The sequence below is a fragment of the Kordiimonas sp. SCSIO 12603 genome, assembly GCF_024398035.1.
GTDB lineage: Bacteria > Pseudomonadota > Alphaproteobacteria > Sphingomonadales > Kordiimonadaceae > Kordiimonas.
Genome location: NZ_CP073748.1, coordinates 2,806,137 through 2,832,061, shown reverse-complemented (window position 1 = coordinate 2,832,061; position 25,925 = coordinate 2,806,137). Strand labels below are relative to the sequence as shown.

Annotated in this window: 25 protein-coding genes and 1 tRNA gene; 15 read left to right on the top strand and 11 right to left on the bottom strand. The window is 45.8% G+C overall.

All coding sequences use genetic code 11. The annotated features are described in order from the left end of the window. The first annotated feature begins 31 nt into the window (after positions 1–31). From KFE96_RS13210 to KFE96_RS13190, 5 genes are all read left to right on the top strand, one after another. Complete coding sequence (locus KFE96_RS13210) at positions 32–1,594, top strand: alkaline phosphatase (RefSeq protein WP_255833025.1); 1,563 nt, start codon at positions 32–34, stop codon at positions 1,592–1,594. 97 nt (positions 1,595–1,691) lie between these two features. Continuing rightward, positions 1,692–2,993, top strand: coding sequence for an adenylosuccinate lyase (purB, locus tag KFE96_RS13205; RefSeq protein WP_255833024.1), 1,302 nt, complete (start codon positions 1,692–1,694; stop codon positions 2,991–2,993). Between the two features lie 126 nt (positions 2,994–3,119). After that, complete coding sequence (locus tag KFE96_RS13200) at positions 3,120–3,626, top strand: PAS domain-containing protein (RefSeq protein WP_255833023.1); 507 nt, start codon at positions 3,120–3,122, stop codon at positions 3,624–3,626. 76 nt (positions 3,627–3,702) lie between these two features. Continuing rightward, entirely contained in the window at positions 3,703–4,509 is an 807-nt protein-coding gene (locus tag KFE96_RS13195) for an RNA polymerase sigma factor (RefSeq protein WP_255833022.1), read from the top strand. A gap of 173 nt (positions 4,510–4,682) precedes the next feature. Further along, positions 4,683–5,075, top strand: a complete 393-nt coding sequence (locus KFE96_RS13190) for a nuclear transport factor 2 family protein (protein ID WP_255833021.1) — start codon at positions 4,683–4,685, stop codon at positions 5,073–5,075. 31 nt (positions 5,076–5,106) lie between these two features. On the opposite strand, the gene fghA is transcribed toward KFE96_RS13190, so the two are convergent. After that, positions 5,107–5,949 (bottom strand): S-formylglutathione hydrolase, encoded by an 843-nt coding sequence (fghA, locus tag KFE96_RS13185; RefSeq protein ID WP_255833020.1) that lies wholly within the window; start codon positions 5,947–5,949, stop codon positions 5,107–5,109. Continuing rightward, on the bottom strand, positions 5,949–7,052 hold the full coding sequence (locus KFE96_RS13180; protein ID WP_255833019.1) for an S-(hydroxymethyl)glutathione dehydrogenase/class III alcohol dehydrogenase: 1,104 nt from the start codon (positions 7,050–7,052) through the stop codon (positions 5,949–5,951). The genes fghA and KFE96_RS13180 overlap by 1 nt, the downstream gene beginning before the upstream one ends. Before the next feature lie 124 nt (positions 7,053–7,176). On the opposite strand from KFE96_RS13180, the gene KFE96_RS13175 reads away from it, so the two are divergent. From KFE96_RS13175 to KFE96_RS13160, 4 genes are all read left to right on the top strand, one after another. After that, complete coding sequence (locus tag KFE96_RS13175; protein WP_255833018.1) at positions 7,177–8,061, top strand: LysR family transcriptional regulator; 885 nt, start codon at positions 7,177–7,179, stop codon at positions 8,059–8,061. 51 nt (positions 8,062–8,112) lie between these two features. Beyond that, positions 8,113–8,862 (top strand): competence/damage-inducible protein A, encoded by a 750-nt coding sequence (locus KFE96_RS13170; RefSeq protein ID WP_255833017.1) that lies wholly within the window; start codon positions 8,113–8,115, stop codon positions 8,860–8,862. 138 nt (positions 8,863–9,000) lie between these two features. After that, positions 9,001–10,056 (top strand): CPBP family intramembrane glutamic endopeptidase, encoded by a 1,056-nt coding sequence (locus KFE96_RS13165; RefSeq protein ID WP_255833016.1) that lies wholly within the window; start codon positions 9,001–9,003, stop codon positions 10,054–10,056. Beyond that, entirely contained in the window at positions 10,053–10,484 is a 432-nt protein-coding gene (locus KFE96_RS13160) for a helix-turn-helix domain-containing protein (RefSeq protein ID WP_255833015.1), read from the top strand. The genes KFE96_RS13165 and KFE96_RS13160 overlap by 4 nt, the downstream gene beginning before the upstream one ends. A gap of 12 nt (positions 10,485–10,496) precedes the next feature. Here the strand turns inward: KFE96_RS13160 and purU are convergent, their stop codons facing one another. Together purU and KFE96_RS13150 are read right to left on the bottom strand one after the other, a co-directional pair. Continuing rightward, positions 10,497–11,354: a formyltetrahydrofolate deformylase gene (gene purU, locus KFE96_RS13155; protein WP_255833014.1), complete on the bottom strand. Its 858-nt coding sequence runs from the start codon at positions 11,352–11,354 to the stop codon at positions 10,497–10,499. A gap of 106 nt (positions 11,355–11,460) precedes the next feature. Then, positions 11,461–12,345, bottom strand: coding sequence for an alpha/beta hydrolase (locus KFE96_RS13150; RefSeq protein WP_255833013.1), 885 nt, complete (start codon positions 12,343–12,345; stop codon positions 11,461–11,463). 193 nt (positions 12,346–12,538) lie between these two features. Between KFE96_RS13150 and KFE96_RS13145 the strand changes: the two genes are divergently transcribed. From KFE96_RS13145 to KFE96_RS13135, 3 genes are all read left to right on the top strand, one after another. Then, positions 12,539–12,625: transfer RNA gene (locus tag KFE96_RS13145), tRNA-Leu, on the top strand. Between the two features lie 268 nt (positions 12,626–12,893). After that, complete coding sequence (locus KFE96_RS13140; protein ID WP_255833012.1) at positions 12,894–14,129, top strand: hypothetical protein; 1,236 nt, start codon at positions 12,894–12,896, stop codon at positions 14,127–14,129. A 174-nt stretch (positions 14,130–14,303) separates the two neighbouring features. Next, positions 14,304–14,777, top strand: a complete 474-nt coding sequence (locus tag KFE96_RS13135; RefSeq protein WP_247021258.1) for a hypothetical protein — start codon at positions 14,304–14,306, stop codon at positions 14,775–14,777. Between the two features lie 60 nt (positions 14,778–14,837). Here the strand turns inward: KFE96_RS13135 and KFE96_RS13130 are convergent, their stop codons facing one another. The 3 genes from KFE96_RS13130 to KFE96_RS13120 form a co-directional block, all read right to left on the bottom strand. Further along, entirely contained in the window at positions 14,838–16,979 is a 2,142-nt protein-coding gene (locus KFE96_RS13130; protein ID WP_255833011.1) for a TonB-dependent receptor, read from the bottom strand. A gap of 41 nt (positions 16,980–17,020) precedes the next feature. Beyond that, positions 17,021–17,320, bottom strand: a complete 300-nt coding sequence (locus KFE96_RS13125; RefSeq protein ID WP_255833010.1) for a hypothetical protein — start codon at positions 17,318–17,320, stop codon at positions 17,021–17,023. Between the two features lie 78 nt (positions 17,321–17,398). Beyond that, on the bottom strand, positions 17,399–17,698 hold the full coding sequence (locus tag KFE96_RS13120; RefSeq protein ID WP_255833009.1) for a hypothetical protein: 300 nt from the start codon (positions 17,696–17,698) through the stop codon (positions 17,399–17,401). Between the two features lie 311 nt (positions 17,699–18,009). Here KFE96_RS13120 and KFE96_RS13115 point away from each other — a divergent pair, with 311 nt between their 5' ends. Then, positions 18,010–20,469 carry a M1 family metallopeptidase gene (locus KFE96_RS13115; protein WP_370650592.1) on the top strand — a complete coding sequence of 820 codons (2,460 nt, stop codon included), beginning with the start codon at positions 18,010–18,012 and terminating at the stop codon, positions 20,467–20,469. Beyond that, positions 20,469–20,975: a DUF6702 family protein gene (locus KFE96_RS13110; RefSeq protein ID WP_255833007.1), complete on the top strand. Its 507-nt coding sequence runs from the start codon at positions 20,469–20,471 to the stop codon at positions 20,973–20,975. The genes KFE96_RS13115 and KFE96_RS13110 overlap by 1 nt, the downstream gene beginning before the upstream one ends. A 36-nt stretch (positions 20,976–21,011) precedes the next feature. On the opposite strand, the gene KFE96_RS13105 is transcribed toward KFE96_RS13110, so the two are convergent. From KFE96_RS13105 to KFE96_RS13090, 4 genes are all read right to left on the bottom strand, one after another. Next, a complete protein-coding gene (locus KFE96_RS13105) occupies positions 21,012–21,677 on the bottom strand; it encodes a hypothetical protein (protein ID WP_255833006.1) in 666 nt (221 codons plus the stop codon). A gap of 10 nt (positions 21,678–21,687) precedes the next feature. Beyond that, a complete protein-coding gene (locus tag KFE96_RS13100; protein WP_255833005.1) occupies positions 21,688–22,191 on the bottom strand; it encodes an RNA polymerase sigma factor in 504 nt (167 codons plus the stop codon). A gap of 113 nt (positions 22,192–22,304) precedes the next feature. Next, positions 22,305–23,282, bottom strand: a complete 978-nt coding sequence (locus KFE96_RS13095; protein ID WP_255833004.1) for a low specificity L-threonine aldolase — start codon at positions 23,280–23,282, stop codon at positions 22,305–22,307. A 148-nt stretch (positions 23,283–23,430) separates the two neighbouring features. Then, positions 23,431–23,931, bottom strand: coding sequence for a S24 family peptidase (locus KFE96_RS13090; protein WP_255833003.1), 501 nt, complete (start codon positions 23,929–23,931; stop codon positions 23,431–23,433). Between the two features lie 160 nt (positions 23,932–24,091). Between KFE96_RS13090 and KFE96_RS13085 the strand changes: the two genes are divergently transcribed. Further along, a complete protein-coding gene (locus KFE96_RS13085) occupies positions 24,092–25,726 on the top strand; it encodes an EAL domain-containing protein (RefSeq protein WP_255833002.1) in 1,635 nt (544 codons plus the stop codon). The last annotated feature ends 199 nt before the right edge of the window (positions 25,727–25,925 follow it).

The following is a 25,925-nucleotide window of genomic DNA, read 5'->3' as shown; positions in this document are numbered from 1 at the left end:
GTGTGATTTGTGAAATTGGTAGAGATGCATCATGGTACTTACACGGCGTAGCCTTTTGAAATCAGCCAGCCTGCTCGGTGCAGCAGCTTTTGCGAGCCCGGTTATGGCGGTTCCCTGGATAACCGGTAAAGCAAGATTTTTGGATTATCCTTTTAAACTGGGAGTGGCGTCTGGGGATCCTCTGCCAACAGGTTTTGTCCTTTGGACACGTCTGGCACCATCTCCACTTGATGCTGCTGCTACGGGGAGTGAGCCTATTCCCGTGGGGTATGAGATTGCAGAAGATGAAAACTTCCGCAAAATTGCGCAGCGCGGGACTGTAGTTGCCTATCCTGAAAATGCGCATGCTGTTCATGTAGATGTAACGGGCCTTCAAGCTGGCCGACCGTACTGGTACCGATTTAAGGCAGGTGATGAAATCAGCCCTGTAGGCCGGGCTATTACGACGCCTGCTATTGGCGCTGCCGTTGACAAGTTCCGTTTTGCTTTTGCCTCTTGCCAAGAATTTGAAGCAGGTTTCTTTAAAGCTTACAGAGATATGATCGCTGAAGAGGCAGACCTTATTGTCCACCTTGGGGATTATATTTATGAGAAGAGCTATGGCGGTTTTAATACGCGCCGTGTTCCAATTACAGAGGCGCATAGCCTAACAGATTACCGACAACTTCATGCGACCTACAAGCTTGATCCAGACCTTCAGGCCGGGCATGCGCATACAAGTTGGCTGATGACATGGGATGATCATGAAGTGGCGAATGATTATGCCGCTGACCAGGGTGAAAATTATGAACCCGTACCTGCCTTCTTAAAACGCCGGGCAGCAGCTTATAAAGCTTACTATGAACACATGCCATTACGGGCAGCAGCACGCCCAATGGGGCCAGATAGCAGAATTTATCAGCGTACCGTTGTTGGTGATTTGCTTGAAATAAACATGCTCGATACCCGTCAGTACAGAACAGATCAACCCTGCCAAACACCAGATAACGGTGGCTGGAAAATCATTGATGGACAGTTGTGTGAGGAGCGATTTGATCCAAACCGCACCATTCTAGGAGAAGAGCAAGAGCGCTGGTTACTGCGAGGGTTAGGGCGTTCACGTGCTCAGTGGAATGTTCTCGCGCAAGGGATGCTTTTCTCACAGCATGATTATAGAGTGGGCGCTGGTTCAGAGCACGGCAGTGAATATTGGGATGGCTATACTGTTTCTCGCGACAGAGTTTTGAATACGATTGAGCAGCGTAACGTATCGAATCCAGTTATTATTGGCGGTGATGTACATGCGACATATGTGTGTGATGTGAAAAAGGATTTTAACAATCCAGAGTCCAAAACTTTAGCAAGTGAGTTTGTGACGACATCTATCACCAGCGGTAACTGGTATCATGACCGCAACACAGCAACGCTTGTGGATAACCCACACATCAAGCTCTATGAAGGCCGCCACCGCGGGTACACGCTCGCAACCCTTGATAAAAAAGAATGGCGTACAGATTTGCGAGTGGTCGATGACGTGAGGAAACGCGATCTCAAGGCACGTACATTGAAGTCTTATGTAATCGAAGATGGTGTTGCTGGCGTTAATGAAGCGTAGGGTCATGTGATAGTGAAGTGTTGCTTGCGATTGAGGCCCGTTTCTGTTAGAGCGGCGGCATAAATATTCCGCACCACTCGTTATAGGAACTGGACACATGATCCCTCGTTACTCACGTAAACAAATGGCAGACATTTGGGAGGCGGAAAACCGTTTCCGCATTTGGTTCGAAATTGAAGCGCACGCTTGTGATGCAAACGCTAAGCTTGGCCGTATCCCTGAATCAGCTGCAAAAGCTGTTTGGGAACGTGGTAAGTTTGAAGTTGCCCGTATTGACGAGATTGAGCGTGAAGTAAAACACGATGTAATCGCGTTCCTTACGAACCTAGCTGAACATGTGGGTGATGAAGCACGTTTCGTTCACCAAGGTATGACATCTTCTGATGTTCTGGATACCTGTCTTTCTGTACAGCTTATGCAGGCGGCGGATATCATCATCGAAGACCTTGAGAAGCTTCTCGTGGTTCTTAAGCGCCGTGCGGAAGAGCATAAATATACAGTATGTATTGGTCGTAGCCATGGTATTCACGCTGAACCGGTAACATTCGGCCTCAAGATGGCACAGGCATATGCTGAATTTGATCGCTGCTTGAAGCGGATGAAAGATGCTCGTGCTGAAGTGGCAACATGTGCAATTTCTGGCGCAGTTGGTACATTTGCAAACATTGATCCGTTTGTGGAAGAGCATGTGGCAGAGAAAATGGGTCTTACTATCGAGCCTGTTTCCACACAGGTTATCCCACGTGACCGCCATGCGATGTATTTCTCTGTGCTCGGTGTGATTGCAAGCTGTATTGAACGACTTGCTGTTGAGGTTCGTCACCTTCAGCGTACAGAAGTTCTTGAAGCGCAGGAATATTTCTCAAAAGGTCAAAAAGGCTCTTCTGCGATGCCGCATAAGAAGAACCCGATCCTTACAGAAAACCTGACAGGTCAGGCCCGCTATATCCGCGCTATGTGTATTCCGGCGATGGAAAATGTGGCGCTGTGGCATGAACGGGATATCTCGCACTCATCTGTTGAGCGTTATATTGGCCCAGATGCAACAGTAGCCCTTGATTTCTCACTTGCGCGTCTCACAAACGTGATGGACCAGCTTCTGGTATATCCAGATAACATGCTGGATAACATGAACAAGATGGGCGGCCTGCCAAATAGCCAGCGTGTACTGCTTGAACTAACGCAAGCTGGTGTTAGCCGCGAAGATGCATACCGCCTTGTGCAGGAAAACGCGATGAAAGTGTGGGATAGCCGCGGCGAACTGCAGCTTCTTGATCTTCTTAAAGCGGACGAAACTGTAACAAGCAAGGTTTCCGCGGAAGAGCTGGATGAGCTCTTCAATATGGATTACCACACCAAACATGTAGATACGATTTTCAAACGTGTGTTTGGCGAATAGGTCAAACGAGAGACTTTAAACTTCTTAAAGCGCTGCCTCTTTGGTAGCGCTTTTTTAATAACTTTCGCGAATAATGGTGGGCGATCTGTTCATGTATGCCGATTGTTGGGGGCATGTGGGAGTGCTATGTTACCGAAAGTTGATATCAAGCCTGTTGGAATTGATGGTGGTATCGTAAAATACCTAGATGCGCCAGAAGCACCAATTCCTGTTAAACTGTATGAACTGTGGAAAACAAAATGTGCGGAAGGGCAAACAAGTATCCCTGATCGCCACGCTTTTGATCCACGAGAGATGACGGTTGATTTGCCGTACATCTATGTACTTGATGTGCATGAAGGCGCTTCAGACTTCACCATGCGCTTGTTTGGTACGGGGCTTGTTGCAATCTTTGGTAAAGACTACACAGGTATTCAGCTTTCTAAAACTCCTCCTGAGGGACGTTGGCGCGGCGAAGCTTTTCGCAAAGCTGCTTTAGCTCGGGAGCCGCTTTTTTCCATTTTTAAATGTTGTGATGAAAATGAAGTTGTTTTCTTCACTGAAAACATATTTTTGCCTATGATGGCGGCCGATGGCGAAACTCTGATGCTGTTGTGTGCTTCAGAGATAATCGACGACCCAGAAAAAAGTTAGCTTATTTTCAAAAAAAGCTGTCACACATTCTTTCCTCTAACTGTCTAACTATATAAATGTTGGAACAGGAGGACGTATGCAGCCTGATATTTTAGATATTGTTAAGCTCGCTCAAAGCGGAAATCAGGAAGCTCTTTCTGATGTGGTAGGGCATGTTCAGGATCAGGTATACCGTTTGGCAATGCGTATGCTCGTTAATCCTGATGATGCAGGTGAGGCGACACAGGAGATATTGATACTTGTCGTTACCAAGCTTTCTACATTCGAGGGGCGTAGCCAGTTTTTCACGTGGGTTTATAAGGTTGCTGTAAACTACCTTCTATCAGCTAAGCGAAGCTTGGAACGTAACAGGGGGTTAAACTTTGATGTGTTTCAGGCTGATTTAGAAGATGGTTTGCTGGTAGACCCCGCACCTGCAGCCGATGATCTTGTCCTCCTTAATGAATTGCGCATTGCTTGCACGAGCGCGCTTCTTCTCTGCCTACCTGCCGAGCAGCGAATGGCCTATATTCTTGGTGATGTTTTTGAGCTGGAACATAACGAAGCTGCGGAAGCGCTTGGTATCAGTCGGGAAAATTATCGTAAACGCTTGTCGAGAGCTCGAAAGCAGGTGGTGAGTTTCACAGGGAAGGTTTGTGGGTTGGCAAATTCAACAGCAAAATGCAGTTGCCCTAAACGTCTGTCAAAAGCGAAGGAACTGGGGCGAGTTAATGAGGAACACCTAGCATACGCTGTAGATGATGCGCCTGCATACAAAACTGTCCAGCGAGACGTTGAAAAGCTTGTTGATGATTTAAAAGTTTTAAAATTGCAACGGGCTACGGCGCATTACCAATGCCCGCAAAAATTGGTGAAAAGGGTAGAGGCCGCTCTCTACGGTTAACACCTAACTTCAATCAAATCTTATTAAGCCGTTTCAGATGAATTCTGGAGACAGCTGATTATTGCCGAAATCAAATCAGAAGGAGCAATACTTTGAAAATAATAACGTTTTTCATGCTTGTGTTTTTGCAAGCTTTTTTAACCACAACTGTTAATGCAGAGGATGATTTGAAAATGAATACTGAACAGATGGCTGTACTAAACGCCGTGAAATCTATGACAGCATCATTCCATGAAGGTGATCTGGATGGGGTGATGAGCAGCTATGAAAAAGATGCTGTGATCGTCTTTGAACCGGGCAAAGGAGTGTCCGATGCTGAGGTAATTAAAGAAGCATTTAAAGGCTGGTTTGCTGTGAATCCGCATTTTGAATATGCAGGACATGATGTAGTAATTTCTGGAGATATTGCTGTGCATTTTGCACCTTGGAAAATGAATGGAACAACGCCGGATGGTCAGAAAATTGAACAGTCAGGCCTCTCTGTAGCGGTGCTGAGACGACAAGAAGATGGGAATTGGTTGATGATTATTGATAACCCTTACGGCGCAGCGCTTCTTGAGCAGTAAAAAAAGGGCGGTTATGACCGCCCTTTTTTAATCAAGTTCGTAATGCGGCAGCATGATGCCGCAGGTGATCTTCAATAAAGCTGGCAATAAAGAAATAGCTATGATCATAGCCTTCCTGCATACGCAAGTTTAGCTTTTGTCCTGTTTTCTCGCATGCTTCTTTAAGGAGTTCAGGCTTTAATTGCCCCTCAAGGAAGTTATCGGCAAGCCCTTGATCAATCAGAATCTCAGCATCACTTGCTCCGTGCTTTTCAAGGAGCGCACAGGCATCATACTCTGCCCAATTTTCACGGTTTTCGCTAATATATCCAGTGAGTGCTTTTTCACCCCACGGGCAATTCAAGGTCGACACGATTGGGGCAAAGGCAGAAATGCTTTTGTAGGTATCGCGGTTTTTCAGCCAGATCGTGAGCGCACCGTGACCACCCATAGAATGGCCCGTAATGCCTTGGCGGTTCATATCGGCTGCAAACTCATTTGAAACTAGGGCAGGGAGTTCTTTGGTGATGTAACTATACATCTGGAAATTCTTTGCCCACGGCTCTTCTGTAGCATCTACATAAAAGCCCGCACCTTTGCCGAAATCATATCCTTCATCATCTGGTACATCATCCCCGCGCGGGCTGGTATCCGGGCAGATAATCATAAGGCCCAGTTCGCTTGCCACACGCTGGAAGCCTGCTTTCACTGTAGCATTATCTTCCGTGCAGGTAAGGCCCGACAGGTACCAGAGAACTGGTACCTTACCGTTTTTCGCCTGCGGTGGTGTGAACACGCTAAAGCGCATCTCGCACCCCAGTGTTTCGCTTGCGTGGCTATAATAGCCCTGGATGCCGCCGAAGCTTTGGGTTTCACTTACTGTTTGAAACGACATTAAAATTCCACCACACTGCGGATGCTCTCGCCAGCATGCATCAGGTCAAAAGCTTTGTTGATGTCATCCAGTGGCATTTTATGAGTGATGAGATCATCAATGTTGATTTTGCCGTCCATGTACCAATCAACAATTTTCGGAACGTCTGTACGGCCTCTGGCACCACCAAAGGCGGAACCGCGCCAAACGCGGCCAGTTACAAGTTGGAATGGGCGCGTGGAGATTTCCTGCCCGGCACCTGCAACACCGATGATAATGCTTTCACCCCAACCTTTATGGCAGCATTCAAGAGCTTGACGCATGGTATTTACATTACCGATACATTCGAAGCTGTAATCAGCACCGCCGTTCGTGAGATCCATGATGGCTTCCATCACATCGCATTCCTGCGGATTGACGAAATCTGTCATGCCGAACTGTTTGCCCATTGCAGCGCGTTCATTATTGATATCGATACCGATGATCTTGTCAGCGCCAACCATGCGTGCGCCTTGAATAACGTTGAGGCCGATACCGCCTAGTCCGAATACAACAACATTAGAGCCAGGTTCTACCTTCGCATCAAACGCCACCGCGCCAACGCCTGTTGTTACACCGCAACCGATGTAGCAAACTTTATCAAACGGCGCGTCTTCACGGATTTTCGCCAGAGCAATTTCCGGAAGTACTGTGTGGTTAGAGAATGTTGAACAGCCCATATAGTGCAGAATTGGTGTACCATCGATTGAGAAACGGCTGGTGCCGTCAGGCATAACACCGCGGCCTTGGGTTTCACGAATGCTTTGGCAGAGGTTTGTTTTTGGGTGCAGACAGTAATCACACTCACGGCACTCAGGTGTATAAAGCGGAATTACGTGATCACCCGGTTTCAGGCTTTTTACACCTTCACCAACCTCAACAACAACGCCAGCACCTTCGTGGCCTAAGATAGCAGGGAAGGCGCCTTCAGGGTCATCACCAGAGAGGGTAAAAGCATCAGTGTGGCACACACCAGTCGCTTTAATCTCCACAAGAACTTCACCAGCCTTTGGACCTTCAAGGTCAACAGTTTCAACGGAAAGGGGCTTGCCAGCGCCCCATGCGACAGCTGCACGGGTTTTCATTTTCTATGCCTTTATACTTTAAAAAACAGGGAATACTGTGAAATTTGCTACAATGTACACTGTTGCTGTATAGGTAACAATGTGTTTATACAGCACTTCTGTGTTTCTATATGGATACAATAAAATGCAAGTTTGGGATGGTGTTGTTGAGTTTGTGAAAGTGGTGGACGGCGGTTCATTCAGCCAGGCCGCACAGCATTTAGGGGTGTCTAGGTCTCATGTTTCGAAGAAAATAAAAGAACTGGAAAACCGGCTCGGGGTTGAGTTGCTGAAACGTACAACAAGGAGCGTGCATCTAACCAACCTTGGTGCCGAGTTTTACCCGAAGTGTAAACATCTGCTTATCGAAATGGCAGAAGCACAAGCTTTACTGATTGATGAGGCTGCAAAGCCGCAAGGTATAATCCGTCTCACAGTTGCGGGCGCTTTTGGGGAGCAGATGCTTGCACCAATCCTTTCGGAATTTGCTATTCAGTTCCCCGATATTTCTGTGGAGGTTGAGTTCACCAACCGCCTGATCAATTTAGCGGAAGAGCAGTTTGATATTGCCCTTCGTTCAGGCTTTGAAGAAGAAATTATCAGACGGAATGAAATTGCTGAACGCGTATATAATTTTGATCTACTTACGGTCGCCAGTCCGTATTATCTCTCTAAGCATGGAAAGCCGATGGCAGCAGGGGATTTGCCAGAGCATAATTGCCTTGCAGGTACGTTGCCTCATTGGAGATTTCAGAGCGAAGATGGGGTGGAAAATGTTGTTGTACGTGGCAGGTGGAAATCCAATAACGGGCGAGCGTTGGTGGAAGCTGCAAAACGAGGGCTAGGTATAATTCAGGTGCCGCATTTTTATGTGGAAAATGAAGTTGCAGATGGTTCCCTTGTTCCGCTATTGAACCATATAGCGTTGAGGGAGCTTGGCTATTTTGCTGTTGTGCCAACAGAGCACCCACCGCGCAGGGTTTCTATCCTGCTGGATTTTTTGAAGGAAAAACTGCTCGCTTGTTCGTGAGTGGTCAATTTATTGATTAGTGCCGGTTTCGGTGATGTCGGAGAGTTATTTATGTCTGTTAATGCTGCACTGTTGATTATTGGTGATGAAATTCTCTCTGGCCGCACACAGGATGCCAATCTGGCGTATCTTGCAAAATGGCTTAATGAAACAGGTATTCAGCTAGTTGAAGTACGGGTGGTACCTGATATTGAGCAGGAAATTGTTGAAGCAGTGAACGCGCTGCGTACCAAGTATGATTATCTGTTCACAACAGGAGGCATTGGCCCAACTCATGATGATATCACCGTGGACAGTATCGCGGCGGCTTTTGGTGTGCCGGTTGTGGTTCATGAAAAAGCCTATCAGATGCTTCTGGATTATTACGGTGAAGAAAACTTTACGGAAGCACGCAAACGAATGACACGTGTACCTGAAGGTGCAGAATTAATTGATAATCCGGTGTCTATCGCGCCGGGGATCAATATCGAGAATGTATTCATTATGGCAGGCGTGCCAAAGATCATGCAGTCGATGCTTGAAGGCATTAGGCCACACTTGCGGACAGGTAGGAAAGTCTGGTCTCAGTCCATGACTGTTTATGCGCCTGAAAGCAAGATTGCAGAAGAACTGGGGGCTATTCAGGAAAATAACCCTGAAACGGGCATTGGTAGTTACCCATTTTATTATAGCAACACGGCGGGCGCACAAATTGTTGTACGTTCAGCGGATCAGGGTGCGCTTAAAAAGGCTATGGATGAAGTACAGGCACTTTGTTTTGCAAAACGTTTTGAGACAGATGAGCCATCTGAATTAAGCTGATAAGCCTGTCCCTAAAAGGGTGTCGCCGACATGTCGTCAGGTGTTTGGCTGGTGAATGTCGGGCATTTTTCGTGGTGAGGCTCAAGCTGAATTGATAGCTGTTTAAAAAAAAACACTATCAATACAGCGAGGTTCACCATGGTATCCTTTTTAAGTTTCTTCCGCCGGGCTGCGGAGAGTTACCCGTTCCTATTCTTCGTATTAATTGCGTATGCTTGGTCATGGCCTTTTTGGTGGTTTGCCTATTTTGGTGAGCTGGTCCCGGGTATGAAGTTGGCACTTGTGCTGTTAGGTGTGTTTGGTCCTGCTCTCGCTGGCATAACACTTCTACACTTGCGAAATAATCAGGCAAAAACACAGCAGTCAGGGCGCGGGTCTTTTTTCTGCCTTGGGGCAATCTTGGCGGCTCTTGCAATTGCCGCCTTCAGGTTTGATTTTATGGGGGTTATGGCGCTGGTGCCGTCAGCTGATCACGGTGTGCCGGACGAAACCCCGTGGTATGTTTACATTATGTTTGCAGGGGTAGTTGCGCTTTCTGGGTTTGTTATTTCGCAAGCCCGGTCAAATTATCCAACTGTGCGCTCTTTCCTAACTGGGCTGGTGCCTGACAGGCGTACCTTACTGTTATCAGTTCCTGTTTTACTTTTCCTTCCTGCTTTGATGATTGCAGCTAACCTGTTAGCTGATTTGGCAGGAATACCTTATGATACGCCGTTGTATCTCACCATGCCACTGGCGGAGTGGTTGCCTCTGCTGGCAGTGAAGTTATTTACTGTTGCCATGCTCACGGGGGGGAATGAGGAATATGGCTGGCGGGGTGTGTTATTGCCGCTGATGCAGAAGAAATATAGCCCCTTGGTGGCTACGTTACTTATTGCGCTTTTATGGGAGCCTTGGCATATCCCGCTTACACTTGATATCGTTGGAACAAAAGAAAACTACTGGCTTATTGTTTTTGCTCGTTATATTGCCATTCTGCCTATCGCGTTAACATTTACCATTCTCTATAATTTCAGCCGGGGTTCGATTTTCCTTTGTGTGCTAATGCATGCTGGCTTCAACACCCATGCGCGCTTGTTTGCTGGCAGTGAACTGTTTGCACTTGGTTTGCTTATCGCAGTTGCTATTGGGGTCATTGCGCTTAAGATGTGGCGAAAGGACCGGGGCTATGTTCCGGAGGTAGCGGGTAAATGATACACACGAGCGCTGAAATGGATCTAAAGCATCGAAGGTTAGCTAAAAATTGGTCTCAGGAACAACTAGCTGCAATAAGCGGTGTGAGCAGCAGAACAATCCAGCGTATTGAGAATGGTGCGAAACCGGGTATGGAAACTTTGAAAGCCCTAGCGGCGGGGCTTGAGGTTTCTGTTACTGAACTTCAGGAAGAAGAGATAGAAATAAAAAAAAGCACCGAAACAGAAGGTTCGATGCTTTTGGGCTTTATTCCATTTTCATGGAAAGCGTTCGTTCTCAATCTAGTACTTTTTATGGTTGTTGAAACCTGGGTATTAGTGCTGACCCGTTACTTCGAAGTAGGCAAGGAAGTTCCGGGCGCTGTTGCTTTTTTATGGGGCGGTGTTTTAGCATTTCATCTGGTTACGGCTGTTCGCAAAGATCCGTAATACTGACTGCTGTTACCGCTTAAATACCACTGTTTTGTTGCCGTTTAACAGCACACGGTGTTCAAGGTGCAGTTTCACAGCTTCAGCTAGGGTAACCCGCTCTACATCGCGGCCTGTTGTCACCAGGTCAGTTACTGACATAGCATGGTTTACCCGCGCTACATTCTGTTCGATGATTGGACCTTCATCCAAATCAGGTGTTACATAGTGCGCTGTGGCACCAATCAGTTTTACACCTTTATGGAAAGCCTGCTGGTACGGCACAGCGCCTTTGAAGCTTGGCAGGAAGCTGTGGTGGATATTAATCACCTTACCTGCCAGTTTTTCACATGCTTTATTTGATAGAACCTGCATGTAACGGGCAAGAATAATGAGATCAATTTCTTCTTCTTCAATTAGTTTGATCAGTTTTTCTTCCTGTTTCAATTTGTTGTCTTTGGTTACAGGCCAGTGCTGGAACTGAACATCATAGGAAGCAGCAAGCTTATAACTATCCCGGTGGTTAGAAACCACTGCACGTACATCCATATTAATCGCGCCGCGTTCTTTGCGGTACAGCAGGTCCATCAAGCAGTGATCAAATTTTGATACCATGATAAGCACTTTTTGCGGCTCACTAGCATCATGGATATCCCATTCCATCTGGAATTTTTCTGCAAGCGGTTTGAAACGTTCTTTCAGTTCTGCACAGCTAAGTGAAACATTGATGGGGGAAAAAGCCACACGCATGAAGAATTGGCCGCTATCATCATCCGCATATTGATCACTTGATGTAATATTGCAGCCAGCACCAGCCAGCATGTTTGCCACGTCTGCAACAATACCGGGTTGGTCGGCGCACGACCATGTAAGGATAAATTTATCAGCCATTCTTCTTCTCAATCAAAACTCAAAATCAGAATGCGCAAAAGAACAGGCAAAAGCGCCTGATGCAACTGTTTTTGCTGTAACTATTAGAATTTGAAGGCAAGAATTTCTATTCTTTGGCGTCAGGCACTTCTAAATACCAAGGTATTTTACCTTCTGGATATGGCGGTAGTGCATATAGCCAGCGCAGAGCCGAAAGGGCGGCGCTGTGATAGATAGTTGCATGGGTTTGCGTTTCACTTAAATCATCATAACGCCATGTAAGGCCATGTGGTGGATTGTTCTTTAGCGCTGCAACGAGCTTATCAAGCCCCGCCTGCATAGCGAGCCCTTCATTTGCCATGGCAATGAACAAACGGCGATCTTGCTTCGAATGTTCTCCGAGCAGAGCAGGAGCGTTTCGTCCCAATCGCTGATCATCCCACCAGAGGCTAGGGCTAATGGCGATATAATCATCAAACATCTCAGCTGCTTTTAGGAAGGTATCGGTTACAAAAAGCCCTGCAAGCGATTCACCCATAAGGGTTTTCTTGCCGTTTACTGGATAATTTTTTTCCACAAAAGGCATTACCTCATCCGCTATGAAAGTGCGGAATTTAGCAGCCTGCCCAGAAGTGGGGAATTCATCACGGTAACGTTTAACCTCAGCGGAGGGAGTAAGCTCGGCGCGGCGATCTTTGGTTTCAATGCCAACGATGATGAGCTTTTCATAGGTCCAGCTTAGGGCGCCAAGATGCCCAAGGCCTGCAATGTGCTGAAAATCTTGCTTAAGGCCGCCATCCAGAAGATAAAGTACGCCGTAAGTTTCGTTCTCCTTGTAAGCGGGAGGTACCCAAATGTTGAGTTCGCGGGTGTCACCCATGACGTCTGATTTAAAATGGACCGTATGCCCGATATTGATCTCTGAGTGTTTTGTCGCTTCGCCTGCATTAATGGTAGGTGTGATGGTAGTTGAGCCAACCAGCAGGCAAGCCAGTGTAAATATTTTTAACACGTTCTTTTCCCCCATATTTCCTTGCCTGTAAGCTAAGAGGTAATGTTCGGAAGGACAACAGAAAACTAGGAGAAATGCCGGGCTGTCTGCTCTCAGCAGTAAGAAAATACCCTTCACTGAAAATAAGTTATTGTTTTCTGAAGAATGTTTGTTTTATAACGCCCCTATGAGCGCAACGCGCCACCAATCCTGTGCCCGCATGATGGAATTGGTAGACATACAAGACTTAAAATCTTGAGACCGTATGGTCGTGCCGGTTCGAGTCCGGCTGCGGGTACCAATATCCTTTAAGTCATTGATTTTAAACAGTTTTCTGTGCCGTTTCGGTATAGTGCTTGAAGTGCTTTTTGTACATTAAGTGTATGAAAATAAAGAGATTTTTATAAAATCTAGTATGACGATAACTTTACTAGCGCTCCAAATTTGCTACAAGACTGCACCATGAGTAGCATCCATGGAATGTAATTTTGTCACTGCGCTGTCTGGGCAATCCCCTTGCGTGTTAGTTGTAAATTTGCATTATAAGTGGTTAGTGAATGGGGGTGACAGTGAAGATATTTTACTCATGGCAATCAGATACCGATGATCGCGTAAACCGACAATTGATCCGCGAGGCTGCAGAGCAGGCAATTACTCAACTTATCAAGGAACAGGAGTTCAGCGAAGCGGAGAGGCCGGAGTTAGATCAAGATACGAAAGGCGTGTTGGGTGCGCCTTCTATTGCAGATACTATTTTTGCCAAGATTAGAGAGGCTTCTATTTTTTTAGCTGATGTTACGCTCACTGGTGAAACTCCACTAGGTAAGAAGTCAATCAATAGTAATGTAGCTGTAGAGCTGGGCTATGCCATTGGATGTCAAGGTGACGAAATACTGGTCAAAGTTATGAATACTTTTTTTGGTGAAGCTGATGGTTTGCCCTTTGATCTACAGCATCGAAGATGGCCGCTTCAGTACTTGCTTGCGCCGGATTGCACTAAACGTGAGCGTAGAGAATGTAAGGAAAAGTTAGTTGGTCAGTTGCAAATGATATTTGCCGAATATCTTAGAAGGGGAGAAGTGGTAGAGTACAAGGAGCACCAACGAATAATCTCCCCAATTTCGCCAGCGGCGTATTGGCATAAGGGTGATGATGTTTTAATGAGTCCAAGTTCTCGCCATGCATCAAGTAAGATTCTGGTACCTAGTGGTACTATGATGTATTTGAGAATCTGGCCGGATCGGGAAATTCAGCGTCCATCTATTGAGGTAATTCAAGATTTTCAAAAGCTAAAATTAAGCCCTTTAGGTGCATCGGGGCTTGGAGGTTGGAGTTTTGCTAGGAATAAGTTTGGCACACTTCTGATATCTACTGACCAAGCACGCGAAAATATACTTGCTGCTACTCAAGTGTTAACAAATGGGGAAGTTTGGGGAGTTAATCCTTTCCTTTTTCGTGATAGAGACCCTAGGTTTGATCGTCATTTTCCGGGTATATCCTTTGAAAACGCAATTAGAGAGAGCTTATGTAGTTATATAGAGGCAGCTCGTGGTTGCTTGGGGTATGGGGAAAAGATATTTATACAGGCTGGCATTAGTGATGCTGAAGATGTGATGATGTTTACAGGGAATCATACACGCGTCGGACCTATATATGATGATCATGTAGTCATTGATACTTTTGTAGAAGACGCATCAGATGTTGCTTTGAATCAGGCTCTGTTACAAATTTATGAAGGTGTTTTTGAGGCCTTGGGTGCATCCAGGCCGGAAGGCTTTAATAATTTCCCTCCTCCAAGTGAGTGAAGATACTAAACTTTTCTGTGAAATGAGTGATTTTTGTGCACCGAATTTGCTACATATATCAGTAACTTATTGAATTTAAACAACTTACTTTTCCGGCTGCGGGTACCAAATCTTCCTTCAAAACGTATTTCATGATATACTACCCGCTTTAAAATTGCACTGTGGGGGTGTGAAATGAATTCAGAGCAATTCTTGACGAGTACCATCCGTCCCGTGCTTGAAGACATGGGCATGTATTCTAAATCGGCAGAGAAAGTTCTGTTGATGACAGCTTGCCATGAAAGTGGCGGGTTTCGGTACCGCGCACAGGTTGGTGGGCCTGCACGATCTTACTTTCAGATCGAACCAAATACTCTGGATGATCTTTATGAAAATTACCTGAGCTACCGACCTGAACGCCGGGAGCTTGTAGATAGTTATTTGCCTGACGATATGGACAGGAAAGAAGCGCTGGAAGAAAGTGATGATTATGCTTGTGCGGTGGCTCGGATGATCTATGCCCGCGTGCCGGAGGCGCTTCCCGTTGAAGATGATACAGAAGCTATGGCGGATTACTGTAAGCAGTATTGGAATACGGAACTGGGTAAAGCAACGCCGGAGAAGTATCTGGTAGATTATTACAGGTATAAACCACCGGGTTACGATTGAGGAAATAGAGGAAGTAAAAGAAAGCGGGCCGGGGCCCGCTTTTTTGTTGTTTTGAGATGTTTAGAATTCTGCGCGGAAAGAAACCTTGAAGTTGCGGCCTGGTAGTGGTGCTACATCCTTAAGGAAGCTTGTGTGCTGACGCGCGTCAGAATTTGTAAGGTTTGTACCGCGTAGTTCGAAGGAAAGACCTTTGTTTTCGAACGGACGTACTGTCAAATATGCATTCCAAAGTACATAATCGTCTGTAGGAATTTCAAAGTCAGCGGTACGGTTTTGTTCTGCGGCATATTCAAGTTCCGTGCGGAAATCGAATGTTTCTGAACGTGCATCAAAACCAAGCAAACCACGGAAGGGCGGGATGCGAGGCAGGTTGCGAGATGCTACGCTATCATCAAGTTTCGCGCGTACTAGGTCGGCTTGGCCATCAAGGTGAAAATCAACATCGCCGAATGTGTCAGTTGATGCTGTACCAAGGTGGAATTCAGCTTTTGTTTCGAAGCCATAAAGTTTTGCGTCTTCAGCTCTGAATTCAAAGACAGTAAGGCCATCTTCTTCTTCGCCAGTTGCTGCTTCATAAATGAAATCATCATAGTTTGTGATGAAGCCATTGATAACCATGCTGAATGGACCTGTGGCATAAGTGAAGGTTGCTTCAATACCAAAAGCAGTCTCCAAGCCAAGGTCCGGGTCGCCTAGTTCAAATGCATCTGTCGCAAGGTGTGGGCCATTAGAGAAGAGTTCTTCTGTCGATGGTGCACGCTCTGTACGGTATACAGAAACACCAAGGAAGGCATCTTCAGATAGATCATAACCAACGCCAGCAGATGCGCTGAAACCATTGAAGTTGCGCTCAACATTCGTGCCATCAACTTCATAAGTCGTGCGTTCGTAGCGGGCGCCCAAGTCAACGTGCCATGCACCAGTGCGGTAATCTTTTACTGTATAGAAACCATACTGGTTGCTTGTTGTTGGTGGAACAAAAGCTTCCTCACCAACAGCAGAGAACTCGCGGTGGCGAATTTGAACGCCTGTTGTACCGCGCCAGTCACCAGACCAGTTTTCTACAAGATCAAGACGACCTTCCCAACCTTCGTTGGCGAATAGGGTGCCGATTTCATCACCTTCAAGCTCTTGGTGCTCATAGTCAGCATAACCGAAGCGAAGCTTCGCTTTTTTGAAGATGCCAAGGTTTGTATCAAGTTCACCAATCAGATCGAAGCGTGTTTGATCAAGGTCGATTGATACGAGTTCTTCTTCTTCCTCGCCTTCTTCCTCATCATGTTCTTCGCCTTCTTCCTCTTCATGTCCGTGGCCACCCGGTACACCGTATGTGCTATCAAGTTTACGTACGTTGAAGCCTAAGAAGCCGTTTTCAAACAGGAAGGAAAGTCCAACGGAACCACCTTTGGTTTCAGTAGCAGAGTTTTCAACTGTGCCGAATGCTTCTTCCTCTTCCTCGTGGCCTTCTTCTTCCTCTTCTTCTTCCATAGCACGAAGAAGTGCTGATTCAGCGAAGCCTGGGATGTCATAATCATCTGTGTCACGGTAAAGGCCGTCTGCGTGCAGAACAACTTTTGTGCCGCCGAAATCACCGAGTGTCAGATTAAAAGCACCAGTGAATTCATCGCCATTGTCTACAGTAGAGTGACCATAGCGGAATGCACCTTCAAAGCCGTCTTCAGGTGCAGCAACTGGAATACGACCGTCAAATACGTTGATGACACCACCAGCAGCTGAACTACCGAATTGAAGCATCGCAGTACCGCGAAGGATTTCGATGCGCTCAGCAAGAGCTGGTTCAACCGCTACAGCATGATCAGGGCTGGTTGAAGATGCATCAATAGAGCCGAGGCCTGAATCTAGAACGCGGATACGGTCACCGCCAAGGCCGCGAATGATCGGGCGGCTGGCGCCTGGGCCGAAGAACGTTGAAGAAATACCTGGCTGACGGCGTAGTGTTTCACCAATGGAACCATCAAGCTGACGGAGGATTTCATCCTTTTTCAAAATTGTTGTACCAAGAATTGTTTCGCCAAGCTTGCGGCCTTCATAGGCGCTTGAAACAACAATTTCCTCTAGCTGTTCTTCAAGAGGTGGTGCAGCGCGCTTTGTTGCAAGAGCGGCGCCTGAAACCAGTGTAGTTGACGCAAGAAGTGCAGCGATGCGCCCGCTGTTCCGGAGTATTTTATTAACTTTAGACATTTTAATTTCCTGTAATCCCTGTGGGTTGTTGTTCATTTGTATTAAGAGAACAACAGGGCGGGAGGAGCCCTGATTGCAGCGCTCTGCAAAGGCTCAGCAATAATCAGGCTGATTAAGGAAATAGGTTCTTTAGGCTGTGCGCCGCCATCTGGCAGAGCAAGCTGTGGTTCATTACTTATTAGGCCAAGGTCATCATTGTATGAAGCCGCTATCAAACACTCACCGTGTTGTGGATTGATTTCATGATCAATCGCATGAACGGCAGCAATTGATTGCGACAGTACAAAGCCAAATAGCGCAATAAGCCTTATATAATATGATGTTTTCTTAAGCGTAGGCACGCTTCAATCTCACTGTATTTAACCCAAATATAGCGCAGGTTGGCTACATTTCGGGCGTGGTTTCACAAAGGGGTTTCTTTATGAAAGTGAGAGTGGCGGTGCGCGCGCTTGAAGGTTTTCAGCTTGTGTAAATGCAATGCTGTCAACTTCAGTGGCAACGCTGAAAGTGTAGTGTACTTGCTCCTCTATAGAGAAGGAGGTCGGGGCACAGTCTAAATCATCAGCCTGCTTAACTGCCGCTGCGATAATACAAGGGTGCCCATCATGACTGTGTTCAGTTTCACCGTAAGCAGCAATGTGTGCTGTTGTGAAAATCTGAGCAAGCAGGAAGAAAACAGCGAACAACGAAGCAAGCCGGGTCTGTTTCAGCCCAGCCATAAAAGGCGCTTTTGTTTTTGCTCTAATGCCCACTTCAGTCTCTGTACACTATTGTTCAGATCGAATTCATCTTCGCCTACAGTATAATATAGCCTTGATCAAGAGCAAAGGGATGAACTGATCGTTATATTGTACAATTGTTTTATGATGATAAACGAAAGGTTTAGGGCGAAGAATAATGCTACAAGAATACTTGAGTATATCGTTTTTCCCTATATGTTCATCTGGGATAAATGCGGTGGGCATAGCTTTTTTGGGCGCCGCAGATAATCAAAACTTGGGAGAAAAGCCGAATGTTACGCAACATTCTTATGGTGGGTGCTACGCTCGCTCTCGTAAGCAGTTCTGCTGTTTATGCTGATGCGGTGAAGCAAACCAAGGGGAAGTATGAGGATAAATTCCGCCAGTTGGAAGAAATTCTACCAACCCCTAACGTGTACCGTAATGCCGCTGGTGAACCTGGCCATGCATATTGGCAGCAAAAGGTTGACTATGACATCAAGGCAAACCTTGATGAAGCAAAGCGCCGTATTACTGCGACAGAAGACATTACCTATACAAATAATTCGCCTGACACACTGAAGTATCTGTGGCTGCAGCTTGATCAAAATATTTTCAAGCCAGACAGTATTGCCAATATGGCAAACAACTTTGGTGGTATTGGCCGCCGCGGTCCTGCTGCGGCAGCTGGTGACGCTAGCCGTCCAGCTCGCCTGAGCCTTGGTGAACTTCGCCGTCAGCAGTATCTGACTGACAATGAAGTTGGTTATGATATCCAGGCTGTAACAGCAAACGGTAAGGCACTTAAGCACACAATCGTTGGCACGCTAATGCGTGTTGATCTGCCAACACCGCTTAAGCCGGGCAAAAGCACAGAGTTTACTGTGCAGTGGGCTTTCAATATTGTTGAAGAAGATGCTGTGTCAGCTCGTTCTGGTTACGAGCACTTCCCTGATGATGAGCGTGAAGGCGGTAATGATATCTTCCTTCTGGCTCAGTGGTTCCCACGTCTTGTTGCTTATACAGATTATGAAGCGTGGACAAACAAAGAGTTCCTTGGTCGCGGTGAATTCACACTTGAATTTGGTGACTATGAAGTGGAAATGACAGTTCCGGCTGATCATATCGTTTCCTCTACAGGTGTTCTTCAAAACCCGAAAGAAGTGTTGACTGCGGAGCAGCGCTCACGTCTTGAAGAAGCAAAAACTGCGAAACGTCCAGTATTTGTTGTGACAGCCGAAGAAGCGCTTGAGAACGAAAAAGAAGGTACAACAGATACAAAAACTTGGAAGTTTGAAGCTGAAAACGTACGTGATTTCGCGTGGGCTTCTTCTCGTAAGTTTATGTGGGATGCCAAAGGCTACCAGCAGGGCGGTAACGATATGCCGTTCGTTATGGCAATGTCTTTCTATCCGAAAGAAGGCGGTGACCTGTGGAAGAAATACTCAACAGAGTCAATCATCCACACAATGGAAGTTTATAGCCGTTTCTCTTTCGATTACCCAGATCCTGTAGCTCAGTCTGTAAACGGCCCTGTTGGTGGTATGGAATACCCAATGATCACCTTCAATGGTCCGCGTACAACACTTCAAGACGACGGTTCGCGCACATATTCTCTTGCCGAGAAGCGTTTTCTTATCGGTGTGGTAATTCACGAAGTTGGCCATAACTATTTCCCAATGATCGTGAACTCTGATGAGCGTCAGTGGACATGGATGGATGAAGGTTTGAACAGCTTCCTTGATGGTGTTGCTGGCCGTGAATGGGATCCAACTATTCCTTGGGGCGTTGAGCCACGCGATATTACTGGTTACATGAAGTCCAACACACAAGTGCCAATCATGACACAGTCTGATAGTGTGCTTCGTCTTGGCCCGAATGCTTATACAAAGCCAGCTGCTGCGCTTAACATTCTGCGTGAAACTATTCTTGGTCGCGAACTATTTGATTATGCGTTCAAAGAATACTCTATGCGCTGGAAGCATAAGCGCCCGACACCGTCTGATTTCTTCCGTACGATGGAAGAAGCTTCAGGTGTTGATCTGGACTGGTTCTGGCGTGGTTGGTTCTTCTCTACAGACCATGTAGATATCTCACTAGACCGTATCTACAAGATGCGTATGGATACTAAAGATCCAGATATCGATTATGCACGTCGCCGTGAAGAAGAGCATGCGAAACCAACATCACTTACGAACATCCGTAACAAAGAGGTTGGTAAAACATGGGTTGAGCTAAATCCTGATGTGAAAGACTTTCACGACGAAAATGATCGCTGGACAGTAACAAACCAGCAGCGCAACAAATACAATAGCTTCCTTAAAGGTCTGAAGCCTTGGGAGCGTAAAGTGTTTGACCGTGCTGTATCAGAAGACAAGAACTATTACGTTCTTGAGTTCTCTAACAAGGGTGGCCTTGTAATGCCGATTATTCTCGGTCTTACATATGCTGACGGTACAACAGAGAAGCAGTATATCCCTGCTGAAATCTGGCGCCGTACACCTGATGCGGTTAAGAAGCTGATTGTAACAGACAAAGATAAAGAGCTGGTACAAGTGGTTGTTGACCCTGATTGGGAAACTGCTGATACAGATGTGGAAAATAACCATTATCCACGTCGTATCGTTCCTTCACGTGTTGAAACATATAAGCGTAGCCGTAGCTCAAGCCTTGCAGGTCGTGACCTGATGCAGGAAGCTACAACAAAGCTTAAGAAGGACGAGAAGAAAGACGAAAAAACTTCTGAGAAAAAAGAAGGTGACGCAAGCTAATGCGCGTTTTTCTAGCATCAGTTTTGATGATTATTGTGGGGGTGCTGAGCGCCCCCACTTTTGCTCACCAGCAGAAAACAGCGATTTCTCGGGTTTTCTTTAACCCCCGCACCCAGAATATTGAAGTAGAACACCGTTTCTATATTCACGATGCGGAGCATGCTGTGAAACAGCTGTTTGACAGGAATGCAGATATCCTTAGCAAGGAAGAGACACGCTCCACCTTTGCTGATTATGTGGCGAAGACGTTTACTATAGCGGGCGCTGACGGCACAGTAATACCGCTTGAAGATGTTGGTTATGAAATGGATGGCCGATATTTTTGGGTATATCAGGAAGCAAAGCCGCAATCAGAATTGGCTGGACTTCTAGTGAAAAGTGATACGCTTAGGGAAGTTTGGCCTTCACAGATTAATACTGTGAATATCGAGGGTAATGGGGATATACAGACCGTTACGTTTGAAGGTGATGCCGAAGTTCTTGGTGTCGACTTTGACGGTAACTAAAAGCTAAAAAGGCCCGGCAATGACCGGGCCCTTTTATTATAAGCTCTTGAAGCTTTCCAGTTCTGATAATTGTTCTTCCATTTTTTTGAAGCGGCTCCCTGCAAGGCCATCAGCAATTTTTTTCATTACTGAATTTTCTGCAAGAAACTTACCGTATTTCCGTGAAGCGTATATCGCCGTAATAGATGCAGTGGTCGCCAAACCAATATTTACCCACAGCCAATCAGAAGGTAGATGGGGCATAATATCAGCGCCGAATATACCTTTAGCTACAACCAGTAAAATTGATACACCAATTATCGGGGATAAGCAGAATACACCAGTAATAAAACGTAGCTGAAACCGTTTTAGTTTTACTACTCTTTCCTGAAGTTCGGTTACCGGCGCGCTGAAATCAAACTTTGATATATGGGTTAACTGGTAAGCGCCTGCTATGATCATTACAATCCCGCCTATGTGAAGCAGAATAGCTGGAAACTTATAGCTACCGATAAAATCATCGGAACCAATAAAACTACCCATCAAAAACACTACAATCACGCCGAAGATGATATCAAACCATGGTTCAATCTGCAGGCCAAAGGCGCTTTTCTCCAGTTTTTCTTTCTTCAGGCTGCTAATAAGCTCTGCATTCAAACGCATGGATTTTTCTAACTGGGTGTTTTGTGCATCCCATGCTTTTTTCATATCATCCAGATCCATTTTTCTATCCTTATGCTGTTTGTTTTTCTTGTGCGTGCTGTTTCGCAAATTTTGTTTTCAACCGGTGTAGTTTGCTGGCAACGTTGCTGCTGCTGATGCCCAGTATCTCGGCTATTTCTGATTGATTGTTGCCTTCGAGATAAAGAATAACCAGCGCCCGATTAAGAGGTGTTTCTTGTTGTAATATTTGCTTCAGCAGATGATTTTGCTCGCTATTTTCAAAATTATCCGGAGCTGCGATTGATGAATGATCATCAATCGTTTCAGTAGCTTCTTTATGCTTTCGGTTTTTACGGTAATGCGAAACCGCCACATTGATAGCAATTCGCGTCATCCAGGTGCTGAGTTTATATTCTGGATCGTAACGGTTGGCAGATTTCCATACCGCGATGATCATTTCCTGCACCAGATCTTCTCTATCGTTGCTGTCGTGACAATATTGATGAGCAACCTTGAAAAGCAGGCCTTCGTTCGCTTCAATAACCTTGATGATATCTTGTTCGCTTAGCTGCACTGGTCATCTCATTGTTTTTGATATTTGACCTATTATTCGCGCAGTATGAAAAAAAATCACACGTGAGCCAAAAAATATCTCAAAAAAATACAATGCAGTAGGCTGATAGTAATTTAAAGAGCTGTGGCCATGGTGGTAACAGCCTTTTTGAAAGCATCAATTTCCAGCGCTAGAGCTTTCTCTCCAACGGTAATCTCAAGTGAACATTTGTTCGGGCCTTCGTATTCCCAAAAGCGATTGCCGAGCCAAACACCTGTTTCAGTTGCGGCTTTATCTCTTGCTACCTCTGCATTTTCAGCGCTGCAAGGAAGGTCAATATGAAACATATTGGTATGCGGTTCGTTTGGGCTGATCTTCAGGTTCGGAATATCTTGAAGGGCAGTAACCATTGCTTTTGCATGCTGAATGAACTCAGGCATTTGCTGAAGCCGTGTATCAAGAAGGCGAAGAGCATCACAAATCATTGGCCAAGGCTCTATCATCAAACCGCCAAGGCGGTGCTGCCAAATCTCTGCCTCTTTGATGAAGTCTTTATCACCAATCAGAACAGCCCCACCGATTGCGCCAATGTCTTTATAAAGCGAGACATAGATAGAACTAAAACCTTCTGCAATTTCAGCATAACTGCGATTCTGGTAATAATCGCGGCATGCCCAGATGCGAGCGCCGTCCATATGCAAGGGTAGGTTACATTCCCTCGCTTTTTTCTTAACAGCATTAAGTTCTTCCCAAGTTGGAAGCAAACTGCCGTTATGGCGTTGCGGTAGCTCAATGAATATACCAGCAGCAGCTGGGTTAAGTTGCTCATGAGAAACTGTTGATGTCCAGTCGCTGTATATTTCCGCTTGAAGACTGTGTGCCCGCTCATAGCCATCTGCTTCATGAAGCAAAAGGTGTGAAGTTGGGTGTAGTTGGATAGTATTATGGCCAGCGTGCTCGGCATAAATCCGCCCGGCAACGGCCTGAGCCATAGTGCCAGTAGGAAACCATAAGGCTGCTTCTTTACCGAATAGTTCTGCTATCTTTTGCTGTAATAAGTTTGCTGCATCACCGGAGGTGAAAAGCTCTTTATCAAAGCCATTCTGTTCCATAAAGGTTTGTATGGCGGCAAGCCTGGCCGGACCACTTTCCTGAGTATGTAGAGGAAAGCTGAGATTGTGGTCGCATTGTTCTTTGAGCGAAGCGGGCATAAGATTAACTGCTTAGATATGAATGTTTTTGTGAGTGGCTTCTTAAGGTTTAAGCGTCAATGCTACCAATCACAAGCATAACCCGGCGTACATCTGCCCTTGGAATGCGGATTTCCTTGTGGGGGTTATATTGCTGCAAAACTAGCTCGTCACTGTCCCAGCGTTTAAATTGTTTAATGAAACCGGCGTGGCTTGAGGTTTCTACCAACACATGGCGGCCAGCTCTTGGTTGTTTATGTGGGTGGATGTAAGCGATGTCCTGATTTGCGTATTTAGGCTGCATGGAATTACCTGTAACAAATACAGCAAACGCGCCGTGTACACCCTGGAGATCAGCAGGTCTGAATGTCCAGTCGATTGGTTGTTCTTCAATGATCATATTTCCGTCGTCACCACCTTGTGCTCTGCCGCGGATAGGCAGGTCCTTCATTTTGCCAAATAGGGCTTGTCTATTATCAATTTGATAACTGCGTTTAAGGCTTTTTTCAGGATCAATATGAATAACAGGATAGGATGTTTTAGGGGGCTGTTTCAGATACTGTTTCATCATATGTTCTCCTTTTGTTCTATTATCGCATAATAGTTGAAAAAGAAAACCGCAAAATTCGAAAAAGCCGTAAAAAAATATAGATTGGGAAAACAGAATTCTTGTTAACCTTTGATTGGTAAGGTTTTATGGGGGCGTATGATGTTTACCGTCGGTGGGGTATATGGGCGAACTGGTAGAGACACATTATGATCGTATGGCAGGGCTTTATGAAGCCTTGGCGCCTATGGTTATAGAGCTTGATGCAGATGATAATATTACGTTGGTTGTTGGAAAGGCGGGAATGCTTTTGAATGCCGACGAAAATGAATTGATGTCTTCTCATTTTGAAGAGCATCTTCATGAGAAGGACTTACCTATTTGGCGTTTGCTTCGCCACAAAATTACGCAAGTGAAACATATTGGCCCTTTACCGCTGCGTCTCAGGAACCCCGACGATAAAACACAGGCGTTTGAGGTTATTGTTGCGCGCTGCAATAGCGTTGCCGGTCGTTTGCATCTCTCTCTTACCCCGTATCAAGGTAAAATAAGCTTTGGTGAAAGCAGAAGGCCATCCAGTAACGCGGCGCGTAATTTCAGCAAAGACGATTTTTCCAAGCTTGCAAAAAAACTAACCGCCTACGGTGAGGCTTCGAGTGTTTCTGCAACAGAGGCATTGTTGCAGCTTGCTGGTGTTGAAGATGTTCAGGATAGCCCCGAAAGTAATTTAATGGCGCTTTATTCTCTCCTGCATAGTGCTGCTTCAGAGGAAATAGCCGCTGTTAAGCGAAAAGAAATGGCGGAAGAAGTAAGTAAAGAAAGGCCGTCACAGACTAAAGAAACTAATACTGAAGTTGGAATGAAGGCTGCAGTACGTGGTGCGTATCAGAAAACTGGTTCTGAAGTGAATTATGTTACTGTTGGCGGTGAAGATGGGATATCTGAGCAGGATGCAGTGAAGGCGGCAGTATATGCTATGAAAAAGGCAGCCACCTCGGGCGGTGTCAGGACTATGGAGGCCTTAACTGGAGGTTATGAAAAGCGTTTGGAAACGGTGCGTGGGCAACTGAAAGCTTTTAAAAAGATTGTCCTTCAGGAACGTTTTGAAATTGCCCTTCAGCCAATCGTTAATATTGCAGATGGTAGCCTGCATCACTTTGAGGCCCTGACAAGATTCGACAATGAATATTACAGCGGCACACCATATGACTTTATGCGCTTTGCTGAGGGAGTTGGCGTGATCCAGGAGTTTGACCTGGCCATGGTAATGAAGTGTGTTTCACTCCTTAAGCGCATGAAACGAATGGGGTATAATATTGGCGTGGCTGTAAACCTTTCTGGTCGATCTATACAGTCTCCTTCCTTTTTAAGGCATTTCTTTCGAATTCTGGAGGATTGTAGCGATATCAGAGATCTCCTGATGTTTGAACTAACTGAATCCAGTCAAATAGATGATCTTGAAACAACTAATAGCACACTGTCGCGTATAAGAGACTTCGGCCACAAAGTTGCACTTGATGATTTTGGTGCGGGTGCGGCTGGTATTCAGTACCTAAGGGTGCTGAAGGTTGATGTTGTGAAAATAGACGGTATTTACATTCGTAAAGGTATCGAAAACCAAGAAAATCGCTCTTTCCTTCGGTCAATGGCTGAGCTTTGTAACGGACTTGGCATCGAAACGGTTGGGGAGTGTGTTGAAAATGAAGAACAGCGCGATTTTTTGAGTGAGATCGGTATTACTTATGCTCAAGGTTGGCTTTACGGCAAGCCTCTGCCAGTGGATGAAGCGCTGAAAGCTATTCCTTCCCGATATACCTAATATAGTCTTTGGCATACATATTGCTTTTATTCTTGTGAGACGTGGTGACGAATTAATGATTGCCACACGGTAGCAAAGATAAAAGTGTACCTAAGTGTATGAATTATATTAATAAAATTGCTGGTTTCATGGTTAGGCTAAAAGGTGTGTCTTTGGCGTGTCTTCAGGCCTCGATAAGGCAATTTATGTTTATTTGGGT

What these genes read in the sequence shown, in the direction of transcription:
- KFE96_RS13210 (WP_255833025.1), top strand. Translation starts at nt 32, where the DNA reads ATGGTACTTACACGGCGTAGCCTTTTGAAATCAGCCAGCCTGCTCGGT.
- purB (WP_255833024.1), top strand. Translation starts at nt 1,692, where the DNA reads ATGATCCCTCGTTACTCACGTAAACAAATGGCAGACATTTGGGAGGCG.
- KFE96_RS13200 (WP_255833023.1), top strand. Translation starts at nt 3,120, where the DNA reads ATGTTACCGAAAGTTGATATCAAGCCTGTTGGAATTGATGGTGGTATC.
- KFE96_RS13195 (WP_255833022.1), top strand. Translation starts at nt 3,703, where the DNA reads ATGCAGCCTGATATTTTAGATATTGTTAAGCTCGCTCAAAGCGGAAAT.
- KFE96_RS13190 (WP_255833021.1), top strand. Translation starts at nt 4,683, where the DNA reads ATGAATACTGAACAGATGGCTGTACTAAACGCCGTGAAATCTATGACA.
- fghA (WP_255833020.1), bottom strand. Translation starts at nt 5,949, where the DNA reads ATGTCGTTTCAAACAGTAAGTGAAACCCAAAGCTTCGGCGGCATCCAG.
- KFE96_RS13180 (WP_255833019.1), bottom strand. Translation starts at nt 7,052, where the DNA reads ATGAAAACCCGTGCAGCTGTCGCATGGGGCGCTGGCAAGCCCCTTTCC.
- KFE96_RS13175 (WP_255833018.1), top strand. Translation starts at nt 7,177, where the DNA reads ATGCAAGTTTGGGATGGTGTTGTTGAGTTTGTGAAAGTGGTGGACGGC.
- KFE96_RS13170 (WP_255833017.1), top strand. Translation starts at nt 8,113, where the DNA reads ATGTCTGTTAATGCTGCACTGTTGATTATTGGTGATGAAATTCTCTCT.
- KFE96_RS13165 (WP_255833016.1), top strand. Translation starts at nt 9,001, where the DNA reads ATGGTATCCTTTTTAAGTTTCTTCCGCCGGGCTGCGGAGAGTTACCCG.
- KFE96_RS13160 (WP_255833015.1), top strand. Translation starts at nt 10,053, where the DNA reads ATGATACACACGAGCGCTGAAATGGATCTAAAGCATCGAAGGTTAGCT.
- purU (WP_255833014.1), bottom strand. Translation starts at nt 11,354, where the DNA reads ATGGCTGATAAATTTATCCTTACATGGTCGTGCGCCGACCAACCCGGT.
- KFE96_RS13135 (WP_247021258.1), top strand. Translation starts at nt 14,304, where the DNA reads ATGAATTCAGAGCAATTCTTGACGAGTACCATCCGTCCCGTGCTTGAA.
- KFE96_RS13130 (WP_255833011.1), bottom strand. Translation starts at nt 16,979, where the DNA reads ATGTCTAAAGTTAATAAAATACTCCGGAACAGCGGGCGCATCGCTGCA.
- KFE96_RS13120 (WP_255833009.1), bottom strand. Translation starts at nt 17,698, where the DNA reads ATGGCTGGGCTGAAACAGACCCGGCTTGCTTCGTTGTTCGCTGTTTTC.
- KFE96_RS13115 (WP_370650592.1), top strand. Translation starts at nt 18,010, where the DNA reads ATGGTGGGTGCTACGCTCGCTCTCGTAAGCAGTTCTGCTGTTTATGCT.
- KFE96_RS13110 (WP_255833007.1), top strand. Translation starts at nt 20,469, where the DNA reads ATGCGCGTTTTTCTAGCATCAGTTTTGATGATTATTGTGGGGGTGCTG.
- KFE96_RS13105 (WP_255833006.1), bottom strand. Translation starts at nt 21,677, where the DNA reads ATGGATCTGGATGATATGAAAAAAGCATGGGATGCACAAAACACCCAG.
- KFE96_RS13095 (WP_255833004.1), bottom strand. Translation starts at nt 23,282, where the DNA reads ATGGAACAGAATGGCTTTGATAAAGAGCTTTTCACCTCCGGTGATGCA.
- KFE96_RS13090 (WP_255833003.1), bottom strand. Translation starts at nt 23,931, where the DNA reads ATGATGAAACAGTATCTGAAACAGCCCCCTAAAACATCCTATCCTGTT.
- KFE96_RS13085 (WP_255833002.1), top strand. Translation starts at nt 24,092, where the DNA reads ATGGGCGAACTGGTAGAGACACATTATGATCGTATGGCAGGGCTTTAT.